Origin of the sequence: Clostridium sp. HCP1S3_C6 (assembly GCF_052066735.1) — a bacterium.
In the GTDB taxonomy this organism is placed as follows: domain Bacteria; phylum Bacillota; class Clostridia; order Clostridiales; family Clostridiaceae; genus Clostridium.
The window spans coordinates 32,796-48,151 of the sequence record NZ_JBQHRN010000010.1; the positions used below are offsets into that span (position 1 = coordinate 32,796).

The 15,356-nt window shown below is 26.4% G+C and carries 18 protein-coding genes and 1 pseudogene; 5 read left to right on the forward strand and 14 right to left on the reverse strand.

Features of this window, described 5'->3' with window-relative positions:
• Nucleotides 1–55 precede the first annotated feature (55 nt).
• The 4 genes and pseudogenes from ACTNAO_RS05335 to ACTNAO_RS05350 form a co-directional block, all read right to left on the reverse strand.
• Nucleotides 56–1,618, reverse strand: coding sequence for a DUF3794 and LysM peptidoglycan-binding domain-containing protein (locus ACTNAO_RS05335; protein WP_441028324.1), 1,563 nt, complete (start codon nt 1,616–1,618; stop codon nt 56–58).
• 269 nt (nt 1,619–1,887) lie between these two features.
• Entirely contained in the window at nt 1,888–3,795 is a 1,908-nt protein-coding gene (locus ACTNAO_RS05340; RefSeq protein ID WP_441028326.1) for a sulfatase-like hydrolase/transferase, read from the reverse strand.
• A gap of 98 nt (nt 3,796–3,893) precedes the next feature.
• Nucleotides 3,894–4,130, reverse strand: a complete 237-nt coding sequence (locus ACTNAO_RS05345) for a Veg family protein (protein ID WP_441028328.1) — start codon at nt 4,128–4,130, stop codon at nt 3,894–3,896.
• A 178-nt stretch (nt 4,131–4,308) separates the two neighbouring features.
• Nucleotides 4,309–4,521 (reverse strand): annotated as a pseudogene (locus ACTNAO_RS05350) (sporulation peptidase YabG); the annotation flags it as partial.
• Here ACTNAO_RS05350 and ACTNAO_RS05355 point away from each other — a divergent pair.
• The gene (locus tag ACTNAO_RS05355; protein ID WP_441027712.1) at nt 4,477–5,187 is read left to right on the forward strand and encodes a helix-turn-helix domain-containing protein; all 711 of its coding nucleotides are present in this window, start codon (nt 4,477–4,479) and stop codon (nt 5,185–5,187) included. The pseudogene ACTNAO_RS05350 and the gene ACTNAO_RS05355 sit on opposite strands and share 45 nt — an antisense overlap.
• A 390-nt stretch (nt 5,188–5,577) precedes the next feature.
• Here ACTNAO_RS05355 and ACTNAO_RS05360 read toward each other — a convergent pair whose 3' ends face one another.
• Nucleotides 5,578–5,913: a hypothetical protein gene (locus tag ACTNAO_RS05360; protein ID WP_441027713.1), complete on the reverse strand. Its 336-nt coding sequence runs from the start codon at nt 5,911–5,913 to the stop codon at nt 5,578–5,580.
• Nucleotides 5,914–6,152: 239 nt separating this feature from the next.
• On the reverse strand, nt 6,153–6,392 hold the full coding sequence (locus ACTNAO_RS05365) for a hypothetical protein (RefSeq protein ID WP_441027714.1): 240 nt from the start codon (nt 6,390–6,392) through the stop codon (nt 6,153–6,155).
• A 288-nt stretch (nt 6,393–6,680) separates the two neighbouring features.
• On the opposite strand from ACTNAO_RS05365, the gene ACTNAO_RS05370 reads away from it, so the two are divergent.
• From ACTNAO_RS05370 to ACTNAO_RS05385, 4 genes are all read left to right on the forward strand, one after another.
• Nucleotides 6,681–7,715, forward strand: coding sequence for a leucine-rich repeat domain-containing protein (locus tag ACTNAO_RS05370; protein WP_441027715.1), 1,035 nt, complete (start codon nt 6,681–6,683; stop codon nt 7,713–7,715).
• A gap of 653 nt (nt 7,716–8,368) precedes the next feature.
• The gene (locus tag ACTNAO_RS05375; RefSeq protein WP_441027716.1) at nt 8,369–8,536 is read left to right on the forward strand and encodes a YvrJ family protein; all 168 of its coding nucleotides are present in this window, start codon (nt 8,369–8,371) and stop codon (nt 8,534–8,536) included.
• Between the two features lie 14 nt (nt 8,537–8,550).
• Nucleotides 8,551–8,772 (forward strand): DUF1659 domain-containing protein, encoded by a 222-nt coding sequence (locus ACTNAO_RS05380; protein WP_441027717.1) that lies wholly within the window; start codon nt 8,551–8,553, stop codon nt 8,770–8,772.
• Between the two features lie 17 nt (nt 8,773–8,789).
• A complete protein-coding gene (locus tag ACTNAO_RS05385; protein ID WP_441027718.1) occupies nt 8,790–9,008 on the forward strand; it encodes a DUF2922 domain-containing protein in 219 nt (72 codons plus the stop codon).
• 65 nt (nt 9,009–9,073) lie between these two features.
• On the opposite strand, the gene ACTNAO_RS05390 is transcribed toward ACTNAO_RS05385, so the two are convergent.
• The 8 genes from ACTNAO_RS05390 to ACTNAO_RS05425 form a co-directional block, all read right to left on the reverse strand.
• Entirely contained in the window at nt 9,074–9,757 is a 684-nt protein-coding gene (locus ACTNAO_RS05390) for an N-acetylmuramoyl-L-alanine amidase (RefSeq protein ID WP_441027719.1), read from the reverse strand.
• A 366-nt stretch (nt 9,758–10,123) separates the two neighbouring features.
• The gene (locus ACTNAO_RS05395) at nt 10,124–10,219 is read right to left on the reverse strand and encodes a helix-turn-helix domain-containing protein (protein ID WP_441027720.1); all 96 of its coding nucleotides are present in this window, start codon (nt 10,217–10,219) and stop codon (nt 10,124–10,126) included.
• 36 nt (nt 10,220–10,255) lie between these two features.
• Nucleotides 10,256–10,528: a recombinase family protein gene (locus ACTNAO_RS05400; RefSeq protein ID WP_441027721.1), complete on the reverse strand. Its 273-nt coding sequence runs from the start codon at nt 10,526–10,528 to the stop codon at nt 10,256–10,258.
• A gap of 15 nt (nt 10,529–10,543) precedes the next feature.
• A protein-coding gene (locus ACTNAO_RS05405; protein WP_441027722.1) for an IS3 family transposase occupies nt 10,544–11,655 on the reverse strand; the annotation gives its coding sequence in 2 pieces (ribosomal slippage) (nt 10,544–11,409 and nt 11,409–11,655; 1,113 coding nt in all).
• Nucleotides 11,656–11,709: 54 nt separating this feature from the next.
• Nucleotides 11,710–11,970 (reverse strand): hypothetical protein, encoded by a 261-nt coding sequence (locus ACTNAO_RS05410; protein ID WP_441027723.1) that lies wholly within the window; start codon nt 11,968–11,970, stop codon nt 11,710–11,712.
• 72 nt (nt 11,971–12,042) lie between these two features.
• Nucleotides 12,043–13,437, reverse strand: a complete 1,395-nt coding sequence (locus tag ACTNAO_RS05415) for an LlaJI family restriction endonuclease (protein ID WP_441027724.1) — start codon at nt 13,435–13,437, stop codon at nt 12,043–12,045.
• A gap of 8 nt (nt 13,438–13,445) precedes the next feature.
• Entirely contained in the window at nt 13,446–14,591 is a 1,146-nt protein-coding gene (locus ACTNAO_RS05420; protein WP_441027725.1) for an AAA family ATPase, read from the reverse strand.
• A 12-nt stretch (nt 14,592–14,603) separates the two neighbouring features.
• Nucleotides 14,604–15,320, reverse strand: a complete 717-nt coding sequence (locus ACTNAO_RS05425; RefSeq protein WP_441027726.1) for a hypothetical protein — start codon at nt 15,318–15,320, stop codon at nt 14,604–14,606.
• Nucleotides 15,321–15,356: the final 36 nt, after the last annotated feature.

Below are 15,356 nucleotides of genomic sequence, written 5' to 3' on the forward strand. Positions count from 1 at the left end.
ACAAATCTTATTCAAAAAAATAAAAAAAGAGCGCTATTTGCGCTCTATTAATTAGCTAAAATATTGCTCTTCCAGGAATTAATATCTTTTCACCTGGATAAATCATATCAGCATTATCAATATTATTTATTTTTGTAATTGCATCTACAGTACTATTAAACTTCTTTGCAATTTCCCATAATGTATCTCCCTTTCCAACAACATATATGGTAATGCTTGATTTTTTATCTTTAATATCTTCATCTGATTCTAATACATCTGAAATAAATACTTTACTTTCTTCTGAAAATACCTTTGCACTTATAGATAAAGTTATCTTAAGAGCAATATTATTTGATTCTATGGTTCCTTCAATATTCTCTATGCTGCATAATACAATTGATTTCATATCTCCATTAATTCCAGCTATATCAATTGATGATGAAAATGGAATTATACCATTTATAGCTGAGTATGATATATTTTCTCCTGAAGATTTATATAAAACCTCTGCATTAATAACACCTTCGATTGTAAGCTTGTTTATAGTAATATTTTTTTCATTTATTATTACTTTTCCAGTTGTAAATATTATGCTCTCAGGTCTTTCTTGATTTTCCTTTAAATTAATACTATCTCTTATAATTGATTCAATTGTCTGTGTTCCTTTTAGCATCCCCAAATCATAACGATTTTTATTTATATCAAGCATATATTTTGTGGAATATGCATCATCAACTGTAGATACTTCTTCATCAAAAAATATTTTTAAGTTAGATTTAACTAAAACTTCTAGATTAATAACTCTTGATTCTCCCAGATCATCACTTTCAAATGTTATATCTTTGTTCTCTATTTCATAAGAAACTATAGGAATCATTTCTTGAAAAATCCCATCCATATCTTCTTCTTTAGATATATACATATCATCCTCTATTGAATATATATTACTATTGTCATTATCCATATATAATATAACAATTTTGCAATAACAACCTAAATATATCTTGTTTTCACCTAATTTTACTTCTTTTTTATGAAGAGTTAATGAAGCTTTTAATATTTTACTTATTTCAGGTTTATCCATGGGCACTCTCATAATAAGCTTGCTTACTATATCTAATTCTTTGTCATAAACAATACTATTTATTTTTGTTTTTTTATTTAAAAGCTCTAATGATTTATCACCGTTTATTCCTTCTACGAAATCAAAATCTGAAGATAAATATACATCATAATTAGTTCTTATTACACATTCAACTTCTATCTTTCTTTCATTCATCACTCTAAATTTCATATGCTCAATTTCAAAATTTGCATCGCATCTTATCTTACCACTATTATTAGATATCTCTAAATAACTGGTAAATTCTTCAGAATATTCTACGGAATTTACAGGACAATTATCCTCTCTAGGTATGTAAATCACATTATATTCTATTTTTCCTCCAATTAAAATTTTGTCAGATAGTATTTCTTTATTAATTATTGTTGCTTTAGGATCAATTATTAATATTTTTTCAGCATCTGGATGAGTGTCTGGTATTAAATATTCATTTTTTAATACTGTAGAAGTGTTGTTTTGCTTAACAAGCTTTTCAAAACTTATATTTTTCTTTACAACATCTATTTTAGGCATAAAAATATCCCTCCCACAAACATATATTATATATATATACTTATAATTAAATTTTATTACATTTAATCATATAAATTCAATTAAATGTAAAATAAAAAACTTTTTATTAATTTTATGAACATTTTTTTAACTTTTTTTATGAAATGGGCTTGACATTATTATATGTATATCGTATTATAAAGATGGTTATTGACCATATAACCTCTCATAAATTCTCAATACCCTTTTATACCATAGTTGAAAGATGGATACCCACCATCTTTCTTTTTTTATCTTTTATTAATGTTCTTAATTATTTGACCTCTTATATGATTCATAAATATATCCATAAAATATTTTTCTATTTCTTTATCTTTTACTACTTGTTTATTGTTTCTTAAGTATATAATGCTATTAAAATTCCCAATATTAATTTTTCCGTTATAGTTAGTTTTTTCTTTTGTTTCTAACCTAAATTCATATTTTCTATTTCTTATACTTATTTTGTATGTCTGTCCTGGATATAATGATTCAGAAATAACATACTCTCTTTTTTTACCTCCAAGTATACTAGGCAAATTCGAATCATTTACATCCCTTTTATAATTATATGTATATGAATATGTATCTATTATAGAATACAGATCTATGACACTTGTTAACTCCTCATTATATAAACCCTTTTTAGGTATATTCCCCCCTCTTACCATTAATGCAGTATTTGTATGAATATCTTTCAAAAGATAATCTTCATTGTCAAGCATCATAGCTCCATGATCAGATGTTAATGTAATTAAAAATTCATTTTCTTTATAATTTTGTAAAATATATTTAAATAATATACCTAAATATCTATCAACCTTTCTTATTGTATTTTTATATTCGTATTGCTTTTCTGTGGTACTTTTTTCAAATACACTATTTGATCCGCTTCCTTTTTCAAATCTTTTGCTAATAGGTACCTGTACTTCTGTTAATATATTTCTGTTTACTTTTTCTTCTATTGCTCTATGAATATCTAAAAGTGAGATTCTAACATAATTATCACATTCTTTAAAGCTTTCTAAATGGTCTATTGTATCTTCTATAATTTCAGCTACCCTATAGTTATGACCATTTTGAACAATAACTCTATTTAAACCTCTTAATAAATCACCTGAAGGCTGACCAATATCTCCTGAAAATTCTGCTGTCATATAACCACGTTCCTGCATTAATTGTGCTGTAAGCTTATATTTTTCATTTATTTTTGTATTAACTTTATCATTAAACATGCCATTCTTATATGTATAAAAGCCACTTCTCATACCAGATACAACAGGTCTTGTATATTCACCTATTGTATAATTTTGCGAAAATATTATACCTTTATTAAAAAAAGAATATATTTCCTGTACATCTTTAAAAGAATTATCTTGTATATATTTAAAAGATAATGTATCAATAAATATGTCTAAAATAAGTTTTTTTCTTGTACTACTATGACCTAATTTTATTGGTTTTCCAAATATAATATTATTTTTTGACTTTATAATCATATTTTTATTAATCCTAAAATAATGAAATTCATAAGGATTTAATTTCTTTTCACCTTTAAAATCTTTATAACAAAACTCTACTATTTGATTTGCTTTAGTGGTCGCTATAGGTAAAATACTTAAATCATTATTTGTTTCCGTACTTCTAGAAATGTAAGCTTCAACAATTTCACATTTAATATTATAATGCATATCACCTCTTAAGGACCTATTAAGAACCATTGCAGTATTATATGCATTTCCACTATAAGATAAATTATGAACACATACAAATTGATTATATAGAGAATTTTTTTTATTTAAAAATTTAAATAAAAAGAGTTCTATTCTAAAATTGAGTTTTCCATTTTTATCAAGATAAAATTTCCAAAACACAGGAAATACATTAACTGGAGATGAAATATAAGAAATTTCATCTAAAACTATATTTATATGTTTTTGGTTTGTTTTACCACACTCATATATACAATCTGTTAATTTGTTCTTCAAAAAATCTTTTTCACTTGAAAATTGCCCTAAAAAGCAATATATTTTTGCAGCTTTAATATACTCATTAGATTCCTCATAAAGATAGGCAAGTTTTAAACTATTTTCTATATCTATAGGATTATTTTCCAATTTACTTTTCAGAGAAAGTATTTCTTCTGATATTTCATTCATAAACTTATTGCACCTCAAATTTTTCTTTATAAACAACAAAGCTGTTTTAATGTATTTAATTTTACATTAAAACAGCCCTTATTGAAATAACTTTCATATTAACTTGGGAATACTAATTGCACAGTATTAGTTAATACATCTGAATAACTGTAAGTTACAGTTCTTTGGGTGTCGTCCTCTAATCTTACGACAAATATACTTGGATATATTCCTTCTATTATTCCATCATTAATTAAAATTTTCTTTCTACCACCATTTGCTTTCAAGGTAACCTTATCACCTAAATGAGTTTCAATATCCTTTTTTATACACTCTATTGTTCTAATTCCTTCCAAAAAAACACCCTCTTTCCTATACAATATTTTACAACGTTTTTTGCTATATGTCAAGCAAAATATATTATTTTATCACTACACTATTATAATGTCAATATTTTTAACAAAAAATACTCACTATATTAGTATTTACTTAATAATATAATTTATACGCAACTCTTTTAAAATTTTATAAAAATCATAAAAAGACTGATCTAGGGTATCCTTCTCTATATTTTCCCCTTGTTTGTATACCGCCGATTCCATCTTTACCAGTTATTGTACTCTCCACAACATCTGTAATAGAAATAACACTACCAATAGATGTGTAGGCAATTTTTTCACATACAAATACCGGATCCAGACAATGTATCAAAATTCTGTCAGGACTGCTAGCAAAATTTGCACCTGCACACTAAACTCACTTGCAACATTTTCACATTTATTTCCACCAATATCTTTTGAAGTTTATAAAACAATATTCGCTTCACTACCAGAAGATACTTTAGGACAAAGAATAAGAAAAGTAAGAAAGCAGCATAATATGAATAGAATACAATTTGGAAAATCAATTGGACACCATGAAAGTTCAATACAATCTTGGGAAGAAGATGCATTATATCCTATTCCTAATTCTATTAAAGATATATGCAATTTTCTAAATATAGATATAAAATATTTCGGAGATTATTATTATTGGCACTTTAATCATCCAGAAGAGAAATTTAAGGAATGGAAAACATGTAATGAATATAGTTTCTCAGAATGTGCAAAGATTTTTAATGTTACTGATTCAACACTAAAAAGATTATGCAATGGACGTCAATCTCTTTCATATGATATGTATAAAAAATTTAAAGATAAAGGTATCTTTAAGAAACACCATAAAAGATTAATTAAAGAATATGATCATATTCCTTCTGCCTTAAGAACATGGAAAAATGCTAATAATTACACACTAAGTGATTGTGCTAGAGTACTTAATACTTCAACTGCAACAATAAAAAGACTTCTTAGAGGCAATTATAAGCCTTATAGAACTATTTACTTGAAACTAAAAGAACATAAAATAATATAGATATTCATTGCTAATAATTATCTGTGGACAACCCCGAGGGGAGTCCACTTTGGACAAGCGATTGTCCCAAGAAGCTCTTTCGCTACCCCATAAAAATATTTTTATCAAATCTTAAGCTCAAGTTTTTCGGTTAAAGTGCCTACAAGCAAAGCAACTGATATTAATACACGCACTACCACGCGGCATTAATATCAGTTACTTTTGCATTCGTAATTCTATTTTTATATCAAGGCCATGTCCAAGCCCTAAAGGGCTAGGCCACCTAGGACAGCCCCAGGGGAGTCCTAGGTATTTTTAATATAACTAATACTTCAATCACAATTATGACTTCAATAGTTTGCACTAAAAAATTTTCTTTTATATCATGTTTATTTCTAAAAGATAATATACTTAGCTCCTAATAAATATTTTTTCAATGTTACCATGTAATTTTTCTATATTTGAAATATGATAACCATGTTTTTTCATTGATGCAATTTTAAATATTTCAGCTTTGGTGGCATTCTTTGTTAAATCTATTAAATCATTAATTGTATAATCGTAAAAAAAATAATATCCATTATTACTGTATATAGAATCCAACACAATCAAATTATATTTATAATATATAAACGCAATATATTTATGTAGGCTATTAATATTTAAATCAATATATATTTCATCTGGTTCCTTAATACTCCAAATTTCAAATCTTCTTAAGACTTCTGAATCATTTATTTTACTCATTACCGTATCATATATATATTTTTTGTCAACACTAACTATATCATAAATAGAATTATTATAGTTTCTCTCATCTATACATACAATTCTATCAGGATTAACAATATCTATGGAATAACATTTACTCCATAATAAATCAAACTAATCCTGATACTGATTTACACATTTATGACATAGTATTAATTCATTTAGCTCATAATTGCCATTAAATGCACTTGCACTAACATTAGATGATCCAATAATTATGCAATCAATTCTTTTCCTTTAATAATATATATTTTCCCATGATAAAATTTTTCTTTCAATGTTCGTATTTGAAAATTTAATGTACTATAATAATTCATTTGATCATCAATATATTCTTTGATTTTTGATAATCCGTCCATTTCTAATATTTCAAAAATATTAAAGGCATCAATAATATCATATATTCTATTTATTCTTTTATATTTTTCTGAAAACATAAGCTTCTTCTTTTTCATAACATCTCCTAATTAACTGTAATCCCAAATTTACATTTGCATTAATGATAATATTTCTTTAAATACATTTTTAATACAAATTCCTTCCCTTATACATATCCTATTATTACTCTATCGTCTTATTACATTAATTCAAAATACTCATATCTTATAATTAATAGAGAAAATTTTTTATTAATAATATTAAATAATTTATAATATTTTAACACTACATCAAATTATAGTTATTTTTTACGAATTACTCTACGATAATACATATATAAACAATAAAAATAGGAAGTGAATACTATGAATATAAAATCTAATTTCATAAAAATAATTATTTTATCATTACTTATTATCGGAAATGTCTTTACAATTAAAGTAAATGCAAGTGAATCTACATCAACCCCAGCAACTAATATTCAAACAAACCTAACTACTGATACGCCAAAAATAGAAATTAAAACACAACCTGCTGCTATACAAAATTCAAAAAAATCATATAATGATTTTGACTATTCTATTCAGCAAGATAATACTATTATGATAACTGGTTATCATGGTGATGATTCTTCAGTAACTATTCCTTCATACATAAATGGTATGCCCGTAACTACACTCTCTGGTGCATTTAACAATTGTAAATTTAAAACTATAGTAATTCCCAATACAGTAAAACGTCTATATACTTCTAGTTTTCAAAATTGTCCCAACTTATCAACTATATCAATTCCAAGTAGTGTAGAAGTTATTTCACCTGTTGCATTTTATAAATGTTATAATTTATCTAAAATTAATGTAGATAACAATAATCCTAAATATACTAGTATTAATGGAATTGTATATAATAAAGATGTATCAAAATTAGTTATCGTTCCATATTTAATAGACAAAATTACCATTCCAAATACGGTAACTTGTATTTCAGATGATGCATTTTCAGAATGTAATAATTTATTATCTGTAGTTTTTCCCGAAAATGTCAAAAAATTTGGTGATAGAATATTCACATCATGCAAAAACATTGAATCAGTAACTATATTATGCGATAATGCTATGATAAGTCCAGAAGGACCTTTTTGGGACTGCAATAAAAATTTAATAATTTACGGATATAAGAATTCTACAACTCAGGAATATGTAAATACCTATAATACAAGCGAATATATTGATCACAAATTAATTTTTAAGGCTTTACCTTCAGACTATAAAATTAATAATAACGGTGATACTGATAATAGTTCTTCATCAACTAATAACTTATGTAATATTCCACTTACTATTACTGTAATGACTATTTCTTGTATTATAGCAATTGCTTCTAAAAAGAAAATTAGATAATCTTCCTTTTAACCTATGGACAACCCCAGGGGAGTCCACTTTGGACAAACGTTTGTCCAAAGAAATTCTGCAGCTTGGACAACCACAGTGGCGTCCACCTTATACAAGCTGTTGCATAAGGTCGCTGCAGGTATCGGATAATAGTTTCTACAAGCAAAGCAGCCTATATTAATACATCCACTCATTCCGGATCATTAATATAGGCTACTTTTGCATACCCATGTCTATCTTTCGCCAAAGCCATGTACAAGCTATTGCACAGCTTGTACACCTAGGACTGCCCCAGGGGTGTCCTAGGTATTTCATAAAAATATTTATTTTTAAATTCTTATAAATACATATTTTTATATTTATATGTTGCTAAATTTCTTCTTGACATATTCACAAAACAAATAATAAAAAGTACAAATATCTATACTTAAAATTAAAATAATCCCCCTATATGCTAAACTGTTTAATTGTCCATAAAAAATATACTTTAATAACTAATAAAAAATAATGTAGTAGATACTTTCATAACAATAATTACTGATGGACCTTAGCAACCCCTATGCATATAGGGTATATATGTCAAGATGAAATTTATTAATATTCTTTTTATGTAAAATCATATATCTTTGTTAAATGTATAAAACCTTAAAGGAGTTGATTCTATGGAAATGAATGATTTTTTAAATATGGTTGCTAACATAGGCTTTCCTGTTGCTGTTACTGCTTATGTATTAATAAGATTAGAAAAACAAATGTCTTCTTTAGCAACTTCCTTCAATGAACTCAATAATTCAATTCAAGCACTTATTAATATTACTAAAAATAAATAAAGGAGTTGATTATTATGACACAAAAGTATCTTCAATCTGTTACACTTGCTTTTAAAATTCAGACAGGCTATAACAGTATCGGTGAAGCAATAATACAGAAAAAATCTTTTACCAATATCTATCCCAATGCAACAGAAGAAGATTTAATAGCTATCTCAAATGCTTTTAAAAATGTATTACAAGGAAGTATAATTGGCACAGAAATAGTAGAATCATACACACTTTCTGAGAATTAATGATGGAGGTGAAAATAATGATTTATTCTCTTGTTATGATATTTAAAACTACTTCTAGTGAAAAAGTTACTTTATCAATTGATGGAATAAAATCCGATATAAATGATATAGAAGTTAATAATCTTATGGATGAAATTATATCTAGAAAAGTTTTCAAAACCAAAAAAGGCTTTTTACAAACTAAAGTTTCTGCATCATTAATTAAAAGAACTGAAAAAACATTTATTATTGCCTAAATAAAAAGATTATATATTAGGTTAATTCCTTATATATAATCTTTTTTATTTTCAATATTATTAATTTATCTTATTAATATCTTTTGTCCAATTACAATTAAATTAGGATTAGTAATTCCATTAATTCTTACAAGATCATTAACACTTACACCATATCTTCTTGAAATGCTACATAGAGTATCCCCTTTAGCAACTGTATAATATTCTGAATCTGATATACTTGCTATGTGAAATACTAAACATATTCCTTTAAATATGCATTCTGCTACTGCATTAACATCATAATTACTCATATCTCTGCTACTATCTATAAATGCACATTCCATAAGCAGAGCTGGCATATTTGTATTTCTTAAAACAGCTAGATTTCTTCTAATCTTTACTCCTCTGTTGGTTAATCCTAAATCACTTAAATTATTAAGGATGGAATTACCTACTTGTGAGCCTAAACCTTCCTTATAAACTAATGCTTCTGCTCCATGACCACCACCTGCATTATGATGTATTGATAAAAAGAAATCTGCATTGTTATTGTTGGCTGTATTACATCTTTTCTTTAGTGAATCACTAAGACTTGATGCAGTACTTGGAGTACAATTAATAGCCTTTATTCCTACATTAGTACATTTGTTAATTAAAGCTTGTCCTACTAGTCTGTTTAATTCATCTTCGTTTCTTATTTCGTTTGCTCCAGTGTCGTAGTTAACATTATGACCTATGTCTATTGCTAGTAAATTTAATTTACTCATGATTTATCACCTCATAAGAACTATATGAGATATTTTTTTATTTTTATTATGAGTTATATACAAATTTACACTACTATCAACCTTTAGGCTCAGGAATAATTATTTCTGTATTTATCATAAACGTCCTTGTACAACCGCTTGTACAAGGTGGACCACCCCTGGGGTAGTCCAAGTGGGCCTTATTTTACATGGTGGTATTTTTTACTGCACCCCTGCGGGTACCCGAATAAATGGCTAGTTTAATCTGATAAATTTCTTAGTTTATAGATGGCTCGAGCTTGCCGAGAGACGGCTATAAGCTTAGAAATTTACAGTGATAACCTGTCATTTTTCGGGTGCAGGTACTAGGTGCCCAAATTTCAATAATCAGCCTTCATATAATTTAATCCATCTATATAATGTTGCTCTGCCACATCCAAGCAACTTTGCCATTTCAACTTTTGTTATCTCTTTATTTATCATCTTTTAATAATACTTTTTAAAATCTTTAGGCAATGATTATAAAGTTTTCACTTCTCTGCCAAACCATCTCCCTGTTTTTGTTTTTCCTGTAATTTTACACTTTTCTACTCCTTGCAGCACTCTCTCTTGAATTGTTTCTCTTTCCAGCTCTGATATTCCACCAAATACAGCAAGTAAAAGTTTATATACACTTGAAGAGGTATCTATTCCTCCTTTTATTATGATAACTCTTACCCCTTTATTAACTAGCTGCTCTATAAGATCTTTAAGACTTCTTCCTAGTCTTGATATACTTTGGATTGTCAACACTTTTTTATACAGTTATTATTCGGTCATATTAGAAATTCTATATTCTACTGGTGTCATATAACCTAAAGCACTATGTATGCGTTTGTTGTTATACCATAGAACATAACTTCTTAATTCTAATTTTAATTGTTCCAAACTTTCAAAAATCCTATCAAATGCAAATTCAGTCTTTATTATTTTATATCCTGCTTCCGCTACGGCGTTGTCATAAGGACATCCTTTTTTGCTTAAAGATCTTTCTATTTCAAAAGTATCAAGAAGTTCATCAATAATTTTATTTTTAAATTCATTGCCCCTATCTGTATGAAAAATCTTTACCTTCTTTAAATTAATTGTAGAATTCATAAATGCTTCATATACTAGCTTAGCATCCTTATTAGGACCAGCAGAATAGCCAACAATTTCTCTATTAAATAGGTTAATTAATAAGCATATATAATGCCATTTTCCTGAAACATTAACATATGTTAAATCGCTTACTACTATTTCTAAATCTTCTCTGTCATTAAATTCTCTATGTACAACATTATCAATTTTTTCCTCATTACATTTAGATTTATGTACCTTATACTGTTTTACAGTATAATTTGAAATCAACCTATATTTCTTCATTATTTGGCGTATTTTTCTTCTTGAAGCTATTATATCTTGCTTTTTAAGTTCAACTTTTATTTTTCTTGTTCCATAGTTATTTTTACTTTCTCTAAATATTGAAATAACTGCATTTTCAAGTTTAGTATTGCATACTCTAATTTTTCTTTTATAATATACTAAACTTCTAGGAATATTTAAAACTCTGCACATTGCGCTGATACTGTACTTTTCCTTATTTGATAAAATAATTTCTATTTTCGTGCCATTATCAGCGCTGCTTGCTTTAAAATATCATTCTCCATCAATAATTGTTTATTTTCTTTTCTTAAACGTATTAGTTCATTTTCTGCATCGGTACGATTATCTTTGGCCTTGAAAGAACCAGAATTGTTATAATCTTTTACCCATTTATTTATTGTAGATTTTGCTATGTCATATTCTCTTGAAATGTCTGCTGTAGATTTGCCATTTTGTTTTAATGCAACTATTTGCTTTTTAAACTCATCAGTGTAATTTGTTGATTTTCTAGCCATAATATTTCTCCTTGTATAATTTTTAATATTATATCTTGACCGAATAATTTATGTCTAATTAATTATAACCAATCCAGTTGAATCATATAAGTTATTATCTTTAGCATATTTAATTACTTCATCATAAGACAATTCAAAAATATTATCAGCTATACTATAATAAAAATCATCATTCATTACTCCAAAGAAATACTTTACTGCATCTTCATATGTCATTCTTGGTACTTCCTCTAAATCGCAATTTTCATCTGTATAACATCCATTTCTATCATTCCATTGAAGAAACTGTAACAATAAATTTCTTTCGCTATTCATCAACATTGCCCCCTACTAATTGCAAATACTTATTATCTTTAAAATAATATATATTTATAATTCTATTAAGTACTAATCTATCTTTTTATTCCATATATCTATCATAGAAATAAAATATTGTAAATTATATTTTTTATATCCACAATACATATTTATAATTTCATCTACATTAAGTTTAATTAAGTTTATGTTAATATCTGAAAATTGTTTCATGAAATCTAATACAACTTCTCCTTGTACATAAGTTTTTAATTCAGAAGGCAATAAAAATGCATTTATAACTTTTGTAATATTATTCTTCTCTATATATGACTTTAATGCAGTATGATATAAGTATTGTTTAGTAATATCATCCACACCTGGATTACCTTTTAAATATTCATTTTCAATTCTCAAATTGTAATATTTTGCATCTAAAATTAACAGACATCTAATATTCTCATGTACCACTACTTTTAATATATCAGGGGTTAGCCTATTTTTTTGCATTTCATATTCACTTGAATTATCATTTTCTAAGTTGTTTCTATTATCAATATACCATTTTGGAGACTCTATTTCATAAATTTTATACTTACTCTTCCTGCCATTCTTTACGAACTCATTATCAAATACATATCCACATATTACTTCCCAAACCCACTTAAAGTTTCTTGTACCATATAATAATAGATTTACTTCACTTGTATCACTTCTTTTAGCTATGTATGCCTTTATAGCCTGTAGTACTCTTTTCTTTCTATCATTAAATTGTACCATCATTTCATTTTCAATTTCTCTCTCTATTCTATCCACTTCATCTAAATCTTCAAGTGAATTTTCTATATTATCTACATTATATGTTAGAATAGAATTTAGACCTGTCTTCGTTAAAAATTCCATACATTCATTTATTATAGCTCCATGTAATCTAGTTATATATCTATCATTATCAATTCTACTTCTATTAGTAATTAAATCCGAGTAAAACCATTGATTATTTATTACTATTGGGTCAACTAACTCTATAGTTTTATCCCAATTAATTTCACCATCTCCATTTACTTCAGTCGAATCTACTTCATTTTCATATATATTATTTTCAATATAGTCCTCTAGTAAAAAACAAATTATAGGTATTAAATTATCTTCTAATGTTTCTTGTTCTAAAGAAAAACTTTCCAAATTATTCTTATCTAATTTTTCTCTTGCACTAAACTCATTTAGAAGCTTTATAATTTGCTTTAATGATTGTATTTCATTTGCTTCATTTTTACATTGTACATACTTTGGAAAAATAAAAATAGCCTTACCCTTTACTAGAACTATTCCAACATATGAGAATTGTATTTCCCCTCTATAATTATATTTTAATATTTTTTTGTAATCTAATATTTTTATTATCTTTTGAAAATCATCATTTTCTACTTCTAACTTATCCATCAGTTCTTTTTCTGAATAAGGTCTAAGCTCCTTTAATAATATCATCGCTCAAACTACTCCTTTGTCTGGTAAGAACTTTGCTCCTCAGCAACTTCTAATTTGTAGTTATCACCTTCTATTTGTGTCTTTTCTATTTCAAAATTAAATACTTTTCCATCATCATATGCGTTCATTATATCCGATAACGTTTGTACACCTTCAACAAAAAAATCTATTTTCTTATATTTCAATATGTCTTCATATAGGTACATTAAAACCTTACTCTTAAATATCTCATCAAACTCTTCTTGACTATCCTTACATTTCAATAATTCTGTCTTACTTAAGAAAAATGGCCCCAAAAGCTTGTCTTCATTTATTTTTCCATCTACTTTAAGTTTTTTATTAATAGCCTTTCTTACCATATTCCATTCATATACAGAATAAGTGTTATCTTTATCCTTTAATCTAATAAATTCATAGTTCTTACCTTTTAACTCTTTTTCATTTTTGTCAATTCCTATATATTCAAATGACCATCTTCGCTTAAAAGCAGAATCCATTGGATATACACCTTGGTCAGCACTATTCATAGTTGCCCAAATATACATATTATTAGGTATATATAATTCATCTATATAATTGTCAGAATCAATTCCTAATTCGCTATTCACGTACTTTTTCATCTCTGTAGGCATATTTATTGTATACGTACTTTTTCCATCACTATTTCTATCTAATAACTGGAATATATCTCCAAATACTCCTGCTGGATTAGCTCTGTTAATTTCTTCTATGACTAATACATGTGGAATTCCTTTATTCTCATCTTTTAAAGCTTCAATTAAAACATTTAAAAAAATTCCTGGTACAAATTGATATGATATCACTTCTTTCTCTATACCATTTTCTATAAATGATTTACTAATTGGCTTATAAGTCCCTATAAATTGTGAATATGTGTAATTCGGATGGAACGTTACTCTTTTAGATAACTCTTTTAAATTATTTTCTTTTATTTCTTTATTTATTTTATAACTTTTTCCAGTTCCTGGTGCTCCAAATATTATTCTATTATGAGGTTTATTAATTTTTATCTCCTCAATATTACTATATTCTTTTTTATCATTTATTAACATTTTTTTAATATTATCCAGTTGATTTACAATCTCTGTTTTAATAACTTCTTTTGTATCAACTATATTAGTATTTACATCCATAGCATTGTTCTCCTACATCATTTTACTTATAATATTTAAATATTTATCATTTAATCTTATAGAATTTTCTGATTGTATTATTAAATTAGTTTCAACTAAAAAGCTTTTTACATAATTATAAGCATTTTGGTGTTTTACAATTTCAATTCTTTTAAAGATACCCCCTCTATATTTGCATATAGCTTTATCTAACATTTTTATATACTCTTCACCTTCATGTCTCTTCTTCATTGTCGTCATTATAAAGAACTCATTCTTATCCATAGTTCTGTACTTTTTTAGAAATTCTATCGTATCTATATATATTTCTTCACCATTACTTATTAAATTTATCATGTTAATCATGTTAAAAAGCCCATCTATTTCTTCTATCTTATTTTCTATATCTCTTTGCTCTAGCTGCATAATTTTAGAGGTCATTTTTAAGTATTCAATAAAACATTTCCCTTCATCCGTAATAAATTCTTTTAAAGATATTAATGAATTTTTTTGTTCAAAACCTTCATTATTAACATACCCCATTTTTCTTAGAAATGGAACTAACATTCGCACCTTTGATGAATCTAGGTGTTTACATTCTATTTGTATTTCATTTTGTATCTGTTTGTATGTTTTTGGCTTATCTTCTGTGTGATTTATAATCCACTCAGATAATTCCAATATCTGTTCTTTTCTAATATCAGTTAAACTAAATCCAGCATTAGAGCACCCCTCTAGTTTTAACTTCATATTTATCCCCTCCTTTATCCACTCTCTATAATTATA

Coding starts and splice junctions, on each gene's coding strand:
- ACTNAO_RS05335 (WP_441028324.1), bottom strand. CDS start 1,618: ATGCCTAAAATAGATGTTGTAAAGAAAAATATAAGTTTTGAAAAGCTT.
- ACTNAO_RS05340 (WP_441028326.1), bottom strand. CDS start 3,795: ATGAATGAAATATCAGAAGAAATACTTTCTCTGAAAAGTAAATTGGAA.
- ACTNAO_RS05355 (WP_441027712.1), top strand. CDS start 4,477: ATGTATCAAAATTCTGTCAGGACTGCTAGCAAAATTTGCACCTGCACA.
- ACTNAO_RS05360 (WP_441027713.1), bottom strand. CDS start 5,913: ATGAGTAAAATAAATGATTCAGAAGTCTTAAGAAGATTTGAAATTTGG.
- ACTNAO_RS05365 (WP_441027714.1), bottom strand. CDS start 6,392: ATGAAAAAGAAGAAGCTTATGTTTTCAGAAAAATATAAAAGAATAAAT.
- ACTNAO_RS05370 (WP_441027715.1), top strand. CDS start 6,681: ATGAATATAAAATCTAATTTCATAAAAATAATTATTTTATCATTACTT.
- ACTNAO_RS05375 (WP_441027716.1), top strand. CDS start 8,369: ATGGAAATGAATGATTTTTTAAATATGGTTGCTAACATAGGCTTTCCT.
- ACTNAO_RS05380 (WP_441027717.1), top strand. CDS start 8,551: ATGACACAAAAGTATCTTCAATCTGTTACACTTGCTTTTAAAATTCAG.
- ACTNAO_RS05385 (WP_441027718.1), top strand. CDS start 8,790: ATGATTTATTCTCTTGTTATGATATTTAAAACTACTTCTAGTGAAAAA.
- ACTNAO_RS05390 (WP_441027719.1), bottom strand. CDS start 9,757: ATGAGTAAATTAAATTTACTAGCAATAGACATAGGTCATAATGTTAAC.
- ACTNAO_RS05395 (WP_441027720.1), bottom strand. CDS start 10,219: ATGATAAATAAAGAGATAACAAAAGTTGAAATGGCAAAGTTGCTTGGA.
- ACTNAO_RS05410 (WP_441027723.1), bottom strand. CDS start 11,970: ATGAATAGCGAAAGAAATTTATTGTTACAGTTTCTTCAATGGAATGAT.
- ACTNAO_RS05415 (WP_441027724.1), bottom strand. CDS start 13,437: ATGATATTATTAAAGGAGCTTAGACCTTATTCAGAAAAAGAACTGATG.
- ACTNAO_RS05420 (WP_441027725.1), bottom strand. CDS start 14,591: ATGGATGTAAATACTAATATAGTTGATACAAAAGAAGTTATTAAAACA.
- ACTNAO_RS05425 (WP_441027726.1), bottom strand. CDS start 15,320: ATGAAGTTAAAACTAGAGGGGTGCTCTAATGCTGGATTTAGTTTAACT.